This window comes from Mucilaginibacter sp. BGA-UO-ETr-C110 (assembly GCF_059567985.1).
The window spans coordinates 3,765,593-3,779,416 of record NZ_JCAQPB010000002.1 but is presented as its reverse complement, the minus strand read 5'-3'; the positions used below and the strand labels follow the sequence as shown (position 1 = coordinate 3,779,416).

The following is a 13,824-nucleotide window of genomic DNA, read 5'->3' as shown; positions in this document are numbered from 1 at the left end:
ACATTTTAATATAAAGGGTAAATGTTTTGTTTGTAGTGGGAGATATAAATGGATTATGGGCGGTATTTAAGTTGTTTGAGGGTTTCTGTAGTGTTAATGTAGAGGTAACGCATATTGGTATTACAAGCGCTTGTGCTGACATTTGAAAACGCTCGTAAGGCCTTTCACCTTCATCAATTTAAAGCTCATGTACCACCAATTTCTTAAACAGTTGATCACCGGCATTATCGTTTACCTGTTTCTTTCTCTTACCGGTGCTAAAGCTCAAACAACACAATTCCGGGTGCTGGCGGTATTGTCGCGCTCAGACGATCATGAAAAGATGATGGTGGTGGCTAAACCCTTCCTGGAAAAGCTGGCCAATGAAAATCATTTTGCCATAGATATTACCGACGATACTAGTAAGATCAACGATGCCAACCTGAAAAATTACGCTGTGTTTGTGATGGTGCAGCTGGCACCCTTTGATATGTCATACAGCCAGCAGGATGCCCTGCAGCGATTTGTAGAACAAGGGAAAGGCTGGGTTGGTATCCATGCAGCCGGTTTAACCGGAAAAGGGTTCCTGGCGCCCAATACCCGCTACTGGCAATGGTTTGAAACCATGATGGGCAATGTGGTCTATTCGCCGCACCCGGCCTTCCAGAAAGGAACTGTGATAATCGAAGACCGCAAACACCCGGTTACCCGGAACCTGCCCGCCAAAATGGAAATTGAAGACGAGTGGTACGAATACAATAAAAGCCCGCGTGGCGAGGTCCATGTACTGGCTACCGCCGATGAATCGACCTATAAACAGGTTAAACCCATGGGTGATCATCCTATCATCTGGACGAATGAGCATTTTCACCGGGTGGTGTATATCGGTATTGGTCACTCACCGGTGTTATTGCAAGATCCGAATTACGGGGTATTGGTAAGGGATGCTATCTTGTGGGCTGCGTCGAAATAGATTTAACAGTATCAAATATCACCGCGTCATTGCGAGGTACGAAGACAACCGACCGGAGGGAGCTCATTAATACTGATAAAAAACAAACACAACATTAATAATCTCTAAACTATACAGAGTGTCTCTACAAGGCGTATACCCGCTCTTGGCCGCGGGAGGGCCAGTTACTTTGTAGCCACAAAGTAACCAAAAGGCTTGTCACCAGAAATGCTTCTTTACGCTCCTGGCCTTTGCCCTGCAAAGCAGCCAGAACCAGGGCTGCAATTATTTTGCCCTACTTCGTTCCCGCATTCCCCTACGCTTCAGCAAAAACTTGCTATGCCCCGCATCCGCACCGCCCACCATCGTTCTGCCCGCTTTCATCCGAAGCTTATCTGCTGACGGGGAGAAAATTAGAAGAAGTCATGGTAATCCCTTAACCCTTAAAATGGCGCAGCCCTCTCGAACACCAATGAAAATAAACGATAAGTGAAAAATCAAGGTTCAAACAAAATTTTCGTGAACTATTACGCTCTTTTGGGAAGTAATAAATTATGGTTTACACTGTAAACCGTTTTTTTATGGCAAAACAAAAGCAATTAATTGATTATCAGTTAATTGAAAAAAATGTAACCATAAAAAGTGTAAACCATGTAAACCCATTTTTGTGACCTATCAAGCAGTTCTGTCCCGGTTACGCCTGAAGCTTATTTGCTGACAAAAAGAAAAAAGTTATTTCCAATCACTAATTCACTAATTAAGCTTCACCGCCCAAAATATCGTGTTCCTTACTAAAGTAGTAAATGTGCTGTCCTGAAAAAGCTCTGGGAAATGACCCATGGCTATGTATATGTTTTTGGCCTTGATGTGTTCGTTGGTCCATATTACCGGGTGGTCCCCCATTTTGATAGGCTTATCGGGTATGTAGGTGCTTTCGTCAATACTGGCGAGTACGTGCACATTTGGGCGCGGACTTTTATTGTAAGTATACCATTCATCTTTGGTAGTGAACGATGCCGGTAATCCGGCCATAATGGGGTGGTTTTTATCCTCAACAGTAAGCAGCGCCGTTGTACCGCCGTGTATGGTATCCTTAAACTCAATACCACCCATAAACTGGCAATACCATTGCCACATGGGGTAACCATCAAACACACCCAGCAGGGTAGGGTGATGAAAACCCATCCAACCACCTTTGCCCTGCTCCAGGTATTCTGTAAAAGCTGCCTGAGCTTCTGGTCCCCAGGGATAGGGCGGGTAATCCAGCTGGATAAACAACTGATATTGTTTCAGAAAATCCTTAGTTATAGGTTGGGTATTGGTGATGTAATCAATGGTGAAATTACTATCGATAGCCAGCTTATCCAGCCATATTTTGGCCGCGGCATCAAACAGGGCATGTCCTCCGCCAACTTCGGCAATGGCAATAGCTTTGAAACGCGGGTGTTTGTTTTGTGCAAGACTGATCATGATGTTACTAATCATGATCAACACAATAATGGAAGTAATTTTAAAAGTTTTCATAGCACGACCTTTGATTGAAGGCCGGGCAATTATAGCTGAAACTTTTTATTGGGTATCAGCAATTGGAGCAAGGTAGTGGTAAAGTAGGGCAGCTATAAAGGCTTTATATAGGTTCAAATTAAGATATTTGGTTGTTGTAGTGCTGCTGACGTACTACCCTCTATTTACCGCTTACATGAAAAGAATCTCTTTGGTTATCCTTTGCTTTATGGTATGCTGTTTAACACTGCCATCAATAGCATTTGCACAGGCAGATACTACTAAAATTGATATCCCCATGAAAAAGGGGAAAGTGAATTATGAGAACACCTCAAAAAATATAGCCGGCAAAGCCGAACTGTTTAAGCGGGCAAGTAAATGGTTCAATACGGTGTTCCCGGATCAATCGGAAGGCAAACTTGTTGTTGATCAGCAAGGCGGAACCATCAATGGCATAGGCTTGTTTAAAGTGATTACCAGCAACTCAGGCAACTATTACTGGTTAAAATTCAATGTATCCATCGCGGTGACCGATACCGGGTATACCTATCGCGCCTATAATTACTATGAAAAACCTATAGAAAAGGGCATCACCAATGAATACTCCAAAATTGAATATCGCTGGTGGGATTATCGTCAGGGCCACCCCTGGTCGGCAGAGGATAAAAAGTTGTTTACGGGTCTAAATAACAACTCACGCACGCTGCTAACCTCGTTTAAAACCATCATGGACAAATAAAATCTTACTAAAAAAACATATGAAAAAACTACTGCTGTTCATTTGCCTTGGCATATTTATCTGCTTTAACCTCAACGCGCAAACCAAACATTTTAAAGTACTGGCGCTGTATGAGAATGGCGGGCACCATATTGAGTTCTCCAAACGCGCCAAAGTATGGCTGGATAAACTGGCCGCTGAAAAGGGCTTTACTATTGATTATATCCAAAATATCGATAAAATCGATGATGCTTTTTTGAGCCAGTATCAACTGTTTTTGCAGTTGGATTATGTTCCTTATGCCTGGACTGAGAAGGCCATGGCTGCCTTTCAAAAATATATTGACGAAGGTAAAGGTGGTTGGGTAGGCTTTCATCATGCTACACTTTTAGGCGAGTTTGACGGCTATCATGAGTGGCAATGGTTCTCGAACTTTATGGGGGGCATCACCTACAAAAATTACATTGCCACCTTTGCCAAAGGAAAGGTCAACGTAGAAGATAAAAAACATCCTGTGATGAAAGGTGTTCCCGCATCGTTTCTGATACAACAGGAGGAATGGTATACCTATGATAAAAGTCCGCGCCCCAATGTGCGTGTATTGGCCAGTGTCGACGAATCAACCTATGACCCGCAGGGTGATATCAAAATGGGCGACCACCCCGTAGTTTGGACAAACGAGCATAAAAAGGCCCGTAACGTTTATATTTTCATGGGCCATTCGCCAAATCTGCTGGATAACCCGGCCTGGGTAAAATTGGTGACTAATGCCATTTTCTGGGCTGCTGGTAAATAATATTAATAACGATATGATATTTAAAAAACTGTTTTGCCTGCTGATAACTGTCATGTGCTGCACGGCAATATTTGCCCAAGGTTCCAAATTCAAAATGCTGGCACTTTATACCACCACGGTTGAATCGGATCATGTTGACTTTGCCAATGATGCCATTAAATATTTTACTGATCTGGCAGCTAAAGATGGCTTTGCTTTTGAGGCTACTACCAACTGGAAAAATTTAAACGATGATAACCTTAAAAATTACCAGCTTATCATCTGGCTGAACGATTTCCCGCAGAACGAAGAACAGCGTGCCGCTTTTGTAAAATATATGGATAATGGCGGTGCCTGGATCGGTTTTCACGTGGCGGGGTATAACGATAAGTATACCAAATGGCCCTGGTTTGTGAGCTTTTTGGGCAATGCTGTGTTTTATAATAACAGCTGGCCCCCGTTACCGGCAAAGCTGGTGATTGATGATAGTAAACATCCGGTAACCAAAGGTATCCCGGCTCATTTTGTGTCGCCTATTAATGAGTGGTATGGATGGAAACCAAGTCCGCGGTTAAATAAAGATATTAAGGTGTTGGTAACGCTTGATCCGGCCAATTATCCCCTGGGTAAAAAGGATATTATCCGCGAAGGTGACATCCCGGTAGTGTGGACGAATACCAAATACAAAATGCTGTACATTAACATGGGCCACGGCGACCAGATATTTACCTCCGATACACAAAACAAACTGTTTGAGAACGCGGTGCTGTGGTTGGGGAGAGGAAAGTAGATGTGCGGATGTGCAGATTTTAGATGTGCAGATGAGCAATATCAATTAAATGATGAGTTTGAAAAAAAAACGTCATTGCGAGGAGGAACGACGTGGCAATCCCCAACTATACAAAGCGACTCTACAAATCGGGGATTGCCACGCTGTGCTCGCAATGACGCGTTTAGGTGTCTGAACTGGAGATTGTTTTACCTCGTTATCAACCTTGCATCTATTTCATTAAGCAAGTACTCCTTTTTATCATCAGCATATTCCCAAAACATCACCCCGGCCAGTTTATGTTTGATGAGGTAATGGCATTTGGCTTTTATCGACCATTCATCATCGTATGATATAAATTGTTTGGTGGTAGCATTGAACAGATAAGGGGCCTCGGCATTGCGGTCGCGGTAATATTTAAAACCATTACGGTTCAGTAGGCTGTCTTTGATCAGGGTATAGCCACCTACATGCATGTACTCGCCTCTTTTCATCCCCAGCCCGTTCTGGGCAATATCCAGTACTTTTGATGAGCGGCCGTAAAAAGCCACGCCTAATACCAATTTGCTGGCAGGCACACCGGCAGCCATATAATCAGATACGGCTTTATCGGCATAATTTTCGGTTTGGTATTGTTTGGAGGCATACAGGTTGGTATGATGAACCGCTATACCCGAGCCATCCTGGAAATAATCATACGTCATGAGGTTGATATAGTCGAGGTATTGCTGCACCTTATCCATTTCGGTGTGCTCCAGGAAACGTTTAAAGCCGCCTACCGCTGCTGTAAGCAAAAGCTTTTTATCAGTTTGTTTTTCCAGCGTATCCAGGTGTTTACGTAACGATTTAAACATCAGGGTATAGTTTTCCTTGTCCTCTTTGCGGTAAACGTTGCCAGTATTGCCACCCATAGCAGGATACTCCCAGTCGATGTCAACACCATCCAGGTTATACTTTTTGATGATAGCAACCGCGCTGGCCGCAAAGGCCTCACGGGCGGTATCGGTTAATACAGCGTCAGAGAAATTTCCGCTCCAGGTCCACCCGCCTATCGATATAAGTACTTTAAGGGCTGGATTACGCTTTTTAAGCTGCACCAGGTTCCTAAAATTAATAGTATCGGTTCTTTCGTGACTTAAAAAGGCCCGGTTGTTTTTTACGTTTACAAAAGCGTAATTGATGTGGGTAAGCTTTTCGGGGTTCACCATTTCCATATTGGCTACACCCTTGTAACCGCCAACATATCCAATAATTACATATTTGGGTTTCTTAGCTAGTTTTTGCGCTTTGAGCGTGATTGCGGGGAATAAAAAGGGTAATAAACAAAGTATGGCTTTGGCCGCTACCTGTTTATGAAGTTTTAGGTTGATCATGTAATGATGAGGTTTAAGTATGGTGTGATTATGTATTAAACTTTGAGCCTGATCCGCTTTTTTTCCATGAGTCCAACCAGCGCGATCAATATGAATGCGGTAGCCATAGAACGGGCCAGGCCAATAATGCCCGAATTAAAAATATCCGGATAAGTGATATGGAAAAGCATCAACAGGAAAACCTGAAAATAAGGCATCAGGTAACAGGTAAGCGTGCTGGTGCCTGCCGGCCAGATCCATTTGAACCAGTCTTTTTTGCCCTTTACATCAACCAGATATATCATTAACTCAAATACCAGGATGGTTATACCACTGCAAATAAATATCCATGCAGGGGTGGAGCGGATTTTGGAGATGCCTTGCGTGTAGGGCCGTATCACCAGTCCCAGTATAATAAGCAACACCCCTGTAAGCCCAAAGATAAGCCACATACGTTGCGTTTTGCCCAACGAAACCAGGCGCGCGTATAACTCTGATATCACAATGCCGCCCATGGTTAAACACAGGGAAGAGGCTTCGCCGATGAGGAAGAGTCTTTTATGGATAATACCGGTATGCCGGGCTATATTGATGGCTACGAATAACAGGAGTACGGGGAAAAGGAAGTTCAGTTTTCCTTTGGCCAGCAGGTAAACAATGGCGCATATCAGGTAGGCCCAACCAATGATACCCAATATTCCCCACCATTCGGGGCGCATGCCGGTAATTTCGCCGTCATCATTGCCTTTGTATACAATGGCCATGGCGATCAGGATAGCTATGCCCAGTCCCTGAAAGGTGTATCGTTTGGCTTTAGCCATGGTCTCAGGATAATCCAGCCATATCAGAAAAAAGGCCAGGGTGATCAATATAGCCCAAAGCGCTTTAGGCAGCAGGGACGTGTTGCTGTAACTTTCCAGGTTTACATGATAAAAGCCCATGATCAACAATGCTACGCTCCGGGTAAGTATGTAAACTAAAATAGAGGTAAAGGAATTGCCTTTATTGAGCCTGTTTTTGATAGCAAAAGGTAATGACAAGCCCACAATGAACAGGAAGGCCGGGAATATGGTATCGGCAAAGCCCATGGCGTCGGCTTTACCCGGTGCATGATCTATCCATTCGGGGATATTTTTTACACCACTGGCGTCGTTAACAAATATCATCAGTAACATGGTGATGGCTCGCAGCACATCGATGGATAAAAGGCGCTTGGGTAACTGTTGCATTTAAACGGGTTTAACTGTGAAATATGAATAAGGCATGGTACATCTCTGAGTTTTCAGCAATGCAGGCTTGCTTTCGGCAGATAAATACACGAGTTTAAGTTAAGCAAATTTGTTTTATTGCCTGTAAGCAAAACTAAAAGGGAAACTGACCAGATTATATTAATGAGGCACTACTTTACCACTACGATAGTTAAAAACAGCGAGATGTGACTTATGGTCTAAGATCAAGGGTCAATATCCGGGACTCCCGGGGAAGGGTGAATTGGGGATTTGCGATTTGTTCAGATAAAAAAACAGGCAAAAAATAAGCAAGACGCTTTTCGGGTCTTGCTTATTTTTGAGCATGGTTATGCCAGGTATATAGCTATATAAAACTTATGCTTTAGGTGTTGTTACCTTTTTAGCAGTAGTTTTGGTTGCAGTTTTTGCTGGAGCCGGTGCAGGTGCTGGTGTTGCTGCCGGTTTTTTAGCTGCGGCAACTTTTGGTGCGGCTACTTTTGGAGCTGGCGTAACAGAAGCTGTTTTAGCAGCAGGGGCAGCTGTTGTTGCCTTTTTTTCTTTTACTGTTTTAAGGGCTGGAGTAGTGCTTTCTGCACCTATTTTTGCGGCTAGTGTTTTAGCCAGGTTTTTTGCGGCTTTTTCAATGGCCTTGTTTACCTTTTTCAGATCGGATTCAAATTCGCCTACCACAGTTTTGATCTGGGCAAACAGTTTATCGTTCAATTGTTTCTTAAGTGTTTTGCGGGCCTCTTTTGCGGCGGTTTTATTTTTATCGTTTTTCATATTATTGGACAAGGAAATTCTAAATTAATTTTCGGCACAAAGCTAAGTTAATAAACAGTGAGTTTAATATTATGTTTATGTTAATAAAGATAGTTAATGTTAAGTAATTGTTAATGAAATAATTGAGCTATTCCGTTCATTTTTAAGGCTCTAATATTAATTTTTAATATTAATTGTATATTATCAATGCCGTAGTTGGGTGCTATTTTGATTAAATTGATGAATATGTATAGCATAAATAATCTACCCCGGGCAATATTTCAATTTTAAGAACAATCATTTTTTGAAAGCTTTTGGGTTAATTGATAACTTAGCAGCGCTTATATTGCTTTAATATCATGATCAAAGATTTAAACTCATTAAACCAGGTAGCCGAATTTCATGCCACTTTTAAACACCCTATTATCGCCGAACCGGCTATTCCGTCAAAAGAACGGAGTCAATTGCGTATTGAACTGCTGGCCGAAGAACTCAAGGAACTTCAACAGGCAGTTGATGATAACAACCTGGTAGAGATAGCCGATGCCCTTTGCGATTTGCAATATGTATTGTCGGGCGCGGTATTGGAATTTGGTTTGGGTCAAAAATTTAAAGAGCTGTTTGACGAAGTGCATCGCTCCAACATGAGCAAAGCCTGCAAAACTATTGAGGAAGCTAACCAAACTATCGAGCATTATCGCAATACAGCCGGTACCGAATCGCACTATAAAGAGATTGACGGACTGTTTTTGGTTTATCGTACAGCAGATAACAAAACCCTGAAATCAATAAACTATTCACCTGCCGATTTAGGCAGCATCGTAGGATAAATCATTAATAAAATAAAGAACTTGCCAGAATCAGCCCCAAACCAACCCGAAGCAAAAGAAACCATGCACCCGCGTAACCAGCACCGCCTGGGATACGATTTTAAGGCGCTGATGAGGGTTACGCCCGCTTTAAGGCCTTTTGTTACGGTAAACAAATACGATAACCAAACTATCAATTTTGCCAATCCTGATGCGGTAAAAATGCTGAACAAAGCATTGTTAAAGCATCATTATCAAATTACCAGCTGGGATATCCCTGAGGATTATTTGTGCCCACCTATACCTGGCCGGGCCGATTATATCCATTACGTGGCCGATCTTTTGGCGACATCAAACGGAGGTGTTGTTCGAAAAGGTAAAAAGGTGCGGGTGCTGGATGTTGGTGTTGGCGCCAATTGTGTTTATCCTATTATTGGTGTGCAGGAATACGGTTGGAGCTTTGTAGGGGTAGATATTGACGAAGCGGCTATTGAATCGGCACAAAAGATTATTGACAACAACGATCAGTTAAAGCATGCCGTTGAATTGCGCCTGCAAAAGCACCGCGCGGATATTTTTGTATTTGCCATAAAACCTGGTGAGACTTTTGACTTGACCATTTGCAATCCACCATTTCATGCTTCTATCAGGGAAGCTGCCGAAGGATCGCGCCGTAAATGGAATAACCTGGGCCTACATACCGCGAAAGGAAAAGAGGAACCATTACTAAACTTTGGCGGCCAGAATACCGAACTATGGTATCCTGGCGGCGAAGCCGCGTTTTTAAAAGTGATGGCCACGCAAAGTACCCGATTTGCCAAACAATGTTTATGGTTCACTTCGCTGGTATCCAAAAAAGAAAATTTGCGTGTTTTGTACAATGCCCTGCAAAAGGCTGGTGCCAAGGAAGTACAAACTATCAATATGTCGCAGGGACAAAAAGTTAGCCGTATCATGGCCTGGACATTCTTTACGCTCGAAGAGCAACAGCAGTGGCTTAACCGTTGATTTAAATGATTGCGTTGATTTCGCAGATTCCCTTTTATTTCGGTAATCCTGTAAATCAGGTTTCAGAGAATCAACGAAATCAACGTCATCAAAAAATCATCAACGGTCACACCCGCAAAAACGTCTTTTTCTGGTACAGGTAGTAAAGAAAAATCCATTTTACCATAATAAAGCAAACGGCCATCACGACAATATTATACGGATCGCCAACCAGCTGACCTATCCATCCGAAAAAGCCATTGGTGGTGTATTGCCATTTGATAAACTTTCCGGAGATATAGATCAGGATGGAGTTCATGCCGATGACCTTGAAAAAGAAGGCCCATTTTTTATAACCCAGCACATCAATAATATAGTAAAACAAGGCCATCAATAACAAGCTGATGCCGCCTACATGCATCACGAATGAGCTAGTCCATAGGTTTTTGTTGATAGGAAAATCGAGGTTCCAGATCTGTGCTATGATCAGGAATATCACTCCGGTAACTGCCATAATAGCTACTTTACGGATTTGGGGAATACCCGTTTTTTTCAGAAGCTGACCGGTTAATATGCCCAACAAGCCGGTGCTGATAGCCGGTATGGTCGAGAATAAACCTTCGGGATCATGGATACCTAAATACAGTTTTCCCGGTAATATTAAACGGTCCATATAGGATGCGAAATTACCCTGCATGGTCAGATCGCCATGCGGAAAACCTGGTGCCGAAGTAAACTTAAGCAGCAGCCAATAACCGATAATAAATACCCAGAACCATACCATTTGCATGCGCTCCCTGCTGTACAGGTAAATGATGTTGGCAAACATATAAGCGATACCAATACGGCCAAGCACACTGGCAAAGCGAATTTGCGATATGGGCATAATGTTCAGTCCGTTGTTGACTACCAGGCCCAGCAATACCAATATAGCCGCTCTTTTGATAACACGTAAGGTTAATTGGCCACGGCTTTTTCCTTTTTCCAGTTCGCGGCCCACTGAAAATGGGGTGGATACACCGGCCATGAACAAAAACAGCGGGAATATCAGGTCGTACAGGTGAAAGCCGTTCCAGTCGGGATGGGTAAATTGCAAGGCTATAGTTTCCCAAAACGGCGATTTGGTGCTTTTAGCCAGGGTATGAAAAATCTCTCCGCCACCCATTATCCAAAACATATCAAAACCCCGCAGGGCATCTAATGAAAATAGGCGGGTTGATGCTTTGTTGATATCATCAGCAGGGGCACTGCCTGCTGATGCGGTTGCGGTATTGACCATTTGCAAAAAGATTTTAGTTGGTACTAAAGATATAAAAAGCAAACTATTTAAAATATTTTTTTTAGTTAGCCATACTTTATAAAATGAAATTGTTACATAGCGTTGTACCTTCGCGATTTGAAATAGTGCTGCATGTTAGAGATCATATATCGCGATGAGCATCTTATCGCCATCAATAAACCACACGGACTGCTGGTACACCGGTCGCCCATAGCTGCGGACGCGTCGGAATTTGCCCTGCAATTACTGCGTGATCAAATAGGCCAGAAGGTAAACCCGGCTCACCGCATCGACCGCAAAACGGGAGGAATACTGTTGTTTGCACTAAACAAACCAGCTGAAATAGCCATGCAGCAACAATTTATGGAAAACCAGGTGCACAAAAAATATCTGGCCATTGTTCGCGGACATACACCCGACCAGGAGGATATTGATTATCCCCTGCGCAAAGAGAACGGCACCCTGCAGGATGCTTTTACGCAATACTCTACTTTAAAACGGGCTGAGCTGGACGTACCCTTGGGCAAACATCCCACTTCACGTTATTCGCTGGTGGAGGCTGTGCCGGCTACCGGGCGCATGCATCAGTTACGCAAGCACTTTAGTCATATTTTTCATCCCATTATAGGCGACCGTACCCATGGCTGCAATAAGCAGAACAAACTGTTTAAAGAAACCTGGGATATGGAAACCATGCTGTTGCACGCCTCGCGCCTGGAGTTTACCCATCCTATTACCGGCGAAACGGTGCAAATTGATGCCGACCTGCAGCCGGAATTTAGCCGGGTAATGCAAATTATGGGCTGGTAAAAGCTTCATTTTTAGGTTGATAAAATAAACAAAATCGCTTGGTGATTGTCTTGTACGTAAATACATAAAAAGATGATCAAACCGGCAGAATATAAGTTATACACAGCGGATGGCGAACGCGATATCACTATAAAGCCTGTAAATCAAACCATATCGGGTGGGACTTTATACGTAACCGGTGTATTTAAACTGAGTGAGGGAGAAGTAGGGTTGGGCGATATTGTTTTCGACGACGATCTGCGCGAATGGGAATACACCGGCTTTGGCGACCTGACCCATGAACAAGCGGCAGAAATAGCCAAATACATTCAAGATAAAACCAATCAGGAACTGAAAGACGAGAAGATGGATTAGATAAGATGGCCTTTCACCTTTCACCCTGAGCTTGTCGAAGGGCGAGTGCAGAGGCCCACCCATCATGCTTCGACGGGCTCAGCATGACCCCCTACTTCTTTTCTTGTCATCCTGAGCATAGCGAAGGATCTTCTTCAATAGGCATGTCGCTCAATAGATGCTTCACTCCGTTCAGCATGACAAAATTTAAAGCCCCGCTTATTTAGCTTATCTTTGCGCATACTCCAGCACAAATAATGATCAAACAAGCCCTTCTGAATCTTAAGATAAACGCGTTAAACCCTATGCAGGAGGCCGCTATCAGCGCCGCCAAAAAAAGCGATGTGATACTGCTGTCGCCTACCGGCTCGGGTAAAACATTGGGCTTTTTATTGCCATTGTTGAGTTTGCTGGATGCTAAAATACCTACTGTGCAGGCCCTTATCATGGTGCCATCGCGCGAGTTGGCTTTACAGATAGAGCAGGTTTTTAAGGCCATAGGCAGCGGTTTTAAGGTGAATTGTTGCTATGGTGGTCACGCGGTAAAAGTTGAGCGTAATAACCTCTCGCAGCCGCCTGCGGTATTGATCGGCACGCCGGGCCGTATCGCACATCACCTGCGCCGGGAAAGTTTTAGTACCGATACCATCCACACTCTGATACTGGACGAGTTTGATAAAGCCCTGGAATTTGGTTTCCAGGAAGATATGACCTATATCATTAAACAGATGCCGGCCATTAAAAAGCGTATCCTGACATCGGCTACCAAAATGGACGAAATCCCCGCTTTTACAGGCATGATAAGGCCAACGACGCTGGATTACCTCACGAACGCTGCTTCAGTGCCTGATATCAAACAAAAAGCTGTGATAGCCGAAGCTGCGGATAAGCTGGACGCCCTGTTTGCCCTTATTTGTAAAATAGGCGATAATGCCACACTGGTTTTCTGTAATCACCGCGACGCCGTTGAGCGGATCAGTGATCTGCTGTTTGACCGTGGCCTGCCGCATGACATATTTCACGGTGGTATGGAGCAGGAAGACCGTGAACGGGCGCTGTTAAAATTCAGAAACGGCAGTCACCGCCTACTCATCACTACCGATTTGGCCTCACGTGGGCTGGATATCCCCGAGATTGACCATGTAGTACATTACCAGCTACCACATAATGAAGAAGCATACACCCATCGTAACGGTCGTACCGCCCGTATGCATGCGAAAGGCACATCGTACCTGATCCTGGCGCCCGATGAAAGACCATCGTATTTAAAAGAAATGCCGGAGATAGAGGTACTGCCCGAGAATCCGGTAATACCACCACTATCGCCATGGGCCACATTGTATATTGCCGCTGGTAAAAAAGATAAGGTAAACAAGATTGATATTGTGGGCCTGCTGCTCAAAAAAGGCGGACTGGATAAGGAAGATGTAGGCCTGATTGAAGTACATGATTACGCGTCATACGCCGCAGTAAAACGCAATCGTATTGAGCGTGCGGTGCAAGCTGTGAAAGGCGAAAAGATCAAAAACAAAAAAGTTAAAATAGATATTTCAAGATAATAAAACTG

The 13,824-nt window shown here is 43.7% G+C and carries 14 protein-coding genes; 9 read left to right on the top strand and 5 right to left on the bottom strand.

Translation table 11 applies throughout. The features are described 5' to 3' along the window. The first annotated feature begins 187 nt into the window (after positions 1-187). Entirely contained in the window at positions 188-952 is a 765-nt protein-coding gene (locus tag AC57BQ_RS16265; RefSeq protein WP_496407291.1) for a ThuA domain-containing protein, read from the top strand. Between the two features lie 732 nt (positions 953-1,684). Here the strand turns inward: AC57BQ_RS16265 and AC57BQ_RS16260 are convergent. Next, on the bottom strand, positions 1,685-2,455 hold the full coding sequence (locus AC57BQ_RS16260) for a ThuA domain-containing protein (RefSeq protein ID WP_496407290.1): 771 nt from the start codon (positions 2,453-2,455) through the stop codon (positions 1,685-1,687). 175 nt (positions 2,456-2,630) lie between these two features. Here AC57BQ_RS16260 and AC57BQ_RS16255 point away from each other — a divergent pair, with 175 nt between their 5' ends. Genes AC57BQ_RS16255 through AC57BQ_RS16245 form a run of 3 tightly spaced genes read left to right on the top strand, consistent with a single transcriptional unit; the run spans position 2,631 to position 4,717 of the window. Then, a complete protein-coding gene (locus AC57BQ_RS16255; protein ID WP_496407289.1) occupies positions 2,631-3,173 on the top strand; it encodes a DUF4468 domain-containing protein in 543 nt (180 codons plus the stop codon). A 19-nt stretch (positions 3,174-3,192) separates the two neighbouring features. Further along, on the top strand, positions 3,193-3,948 hold the full coding sequence (locus tag AC57BQ_RS16250; RefSeq protein ID WP_496407288.1) for a ThuA domain-containing protein: 756 nt from the start codon (positions 3,193-3,195) through the stop codon (positions 3,946-3,948). Beyond that, positions 3,920-4,717: a ThuA domain-containing protein gene (locus tag AC57BQ_RS16245; RefSeq protein WP_496407287.1), complete on the top strand. Its 798-nt coding sequence runs from the start codon at positions 3,920-3,922 to the stop codon at positions 4,715-4,717. Before AC57BQ_RS16250 ends, AC57BQ_RS16245 begins: the two co-directional genes overlap by 29 nt. Before the next feature lie 188 nt (positions 4,718-4,905). On the opposite strand, the gene AC57BQ_RS16240 is transcribed toward AC57BQ_RS16245, so the two are convergent. The 3 genes from AC57BQ_RS16240 to AC57BQ_RS16230 form a co-directional block, all read right to left on the bottom strand. Then, positions 4,906-6,069, bottom strand: a complete 1,164-nt coding sequence (locus AC57BQ_RS16240; RefSeq protein ID WP_496407286.1) for a glycoside hydrolase family 18 protein — start codon at positions 6,067-6,069, stop codon at positions 4,906-4,908. 35 nt (positions 6,070-6,104) lie between these two features. Continuing rightward, positions 6,105-7,277 (bottom strand): DUF5009 domain-containing protein, encoded by a 1,173-nt coding sequence (locus tag AC57BQ_RS16235; RefSeq protein ID WP_496407285.1) that lies wholly within the window; start codon positions 7,275-7,277, stop codon positions 6,105-6,107. Positions 7,278-7,652: 375 nt separating this feature from the next. Continuing rightward, positions 7,653-8,060 (bottom strand): hypothetical protein, encoded by a 408-nt coding sequence (locus AC57BQ_RS16230; RefSeq protein ID WP_496407284.1) that lies wholly within the window; start codon positions 8,058-8,060, stop codon positions 7,653-7,655. 338 nt (positions 8,061-8,398) lie between these two features. On the opposite strand from AC57BQ_RS16230, the gene AC57BQ_RS16225 reads away from it, so the two are divergent. Then, positions 8,399-8,869, top strand: coding sequence for a pyrophosphohydrolase domain-containing protein (locus AC57BQ_RS16225; protein ID WP_496407283.1), 471 nt, complete (start codon positions 8,399-8,401; stop codon positions 8,867-8,869). Between the two features lie 21 nt (positions 8,870-8,890). Then, the gene (rlmF, locus tag AC57BQ_RS16220; RefSeq protein WP_496407282.1) at positions 8,891-9,856 is read left to right on the top strand and encodes a 23S rRNA (adenine(1618)-N(6))-methyltransferase RlmF; all 966 of its coding nucleotides are present in this window, start codon (positions 8,891-8,893) and stop codon (positions 9,854-9,856) included. A 106-nt stretch (positions 9,857-9,962) separates the two neighbouring features. Here rlmF and AC57BQ_RS16215 read toward each other — a convergent pair whose 3' ends face one another. Then, positions 9,963-11,114, bottom strand: coding sequence for an acyltransferase family protein (locus tag AC57BQ_RS16215; protein WP_496407281.1), 1,152 nt, complete (start codon positions 11,112-11,114; stop codon positions 9,963-9,965). Between the two features lie 132 nt (positions 11,115-11,246). Between AC57BQ_RS16215 and AC57BQ_RS16210 the strand changes: the two genes are divergently transcribed. The 3 genes from AC57BQ_RS16210 (at position 11,247) to AC57BQ_RS16200 (ending at position 13,816) form a co-directional block, all read left to right on the top strand. Then, a complete protein-coding gene (locus tag AC57BQ_RS16210) occupies positions 11,247-11,924 on the top strand; it encodes a pseudouridine synthase (protein ID WP_496407280.1) in 678 nt (225 codons plus the stop codon). A 72-nt stretch (positions 11,925-11,996) separates the two neighbouring features. Then, complete coding sequence (locus tag AC57BQ_RS16205; protein ID WP_496407279.1) at positions 11,997-12,278, top strand: hypothetical protein; 282 nt, start codon at positions 11,997-11,999, stop codon at positions 12,276-12,278. Positions 12,279-12,514: 236 nt separating this feature from the next. Then, a complete protein-coding gene (locus AC57BQ_RS16200; protein WP_496407278.1) occupies positions 12,515-13,816 on the top strand; it encodes a DEAD/DEAH box helicase in 1,302 nt (433 codons plus the stop codon). The last annotated feature ends 8 nt before the right edge of the window (positions 13,817-13,824 follow it).

Excerpts from the sequence above, each read along its gene's own strand:
- AC57BQ_RS16215 (WP_496407281.1), bottom strand. The coding sequence starts at position 11,114 with ATGGTCAATACCGCAACCGCATCAGCAGGCAGTGCCCCTGCTGATGAT.
- AC57BQ_RS16245 (WP_496407287.1), top strand. The coding sequence starts at position 3,920 with ATGCCATTTTCTGGGCTGCTGGTAAATAATATTAATAACGATATGATA.
- AC57BQ_RS16250 (WP_496407288.1), top strand. The coding sequence starts at position 3,193 with ATGAAAAAACTACTGCTGTTCATTTGCCTTGGCATATTTATCTGCTTT.
- AC57BQ_RS16225 (WP_496407283.1), top strand. The coding sequence starts at position 8,399 with ATGATCAAAGATTTAAACTCATTAAACCAGGTAGCCGAATTTCATGCC.
- AC57BQ_RS16260 (WP_496407290.1), bottom strand. The coding sequence starts at position 2,455 with ATGAAAACTTTTAAAATTACTTCCATTATTGTGTTGATCATGATTAGT.
- AC57BQ_RS16265 (WP_496407291.1), top strand. The coding sequence starts at position 188 with ATGTACCACCAATTTCTTAAACAGTTGATCACCGGCATTATCGTTTAC.
- AC57BQ_RS16255 (WP_496407289.1), top strand. The coding sequence starts at position 2,631 with ATGAAAAGAATCTCTTTGGTTATCCTTTGCTTTATGGTATGCTGTTTA.
- AC57BQ_RS16240 (WP_496407286.1), bottom strand. The coding sequence starts at position 6,069 with ATGATCAACCTAAAACTTCATAAACAGGTAGCGGCCAAAGCCATACTT.
- AC57BQ_RS16230 (WP_496407284.1), bottom strand. The coding sequence starts at position 8,060 with ATGAAAAACGATAAAAATAAAACCGCCGCAAAAGAGGCCCGCAAAACA.
- AC57BQ_RS16200 (WP_496407278.1), top strand. The coding sequence starts at position 12,515 with ATGATCAAACAAGCCCTTCTGAATCTTAAGATAAACGCGTTAAACCCT.
- AC57BQ_RS16210 (WP_496407280.1), top strand. The coding sequence starts at position 11,247 with ATGTTAGAGATCATATATCGCGATGAGCATCTTATCGCCATCAATAAA.
- AC57BQ_RS16205 (WP_496407279.1), top strand. The coding sequence starts at position 11,997 with ATGATCAAACCGGCAGAATATAAGTTATACACAGCGGATGGCGAACGC.
- AC57BQ_RS16235 (WP_496407285.1), bottom strand. The coding sequence starts at position 7,277 with ATGCAACAGTTACCCAAGCGCCTTTTATCCATCGATGTGCTGCGAGCC.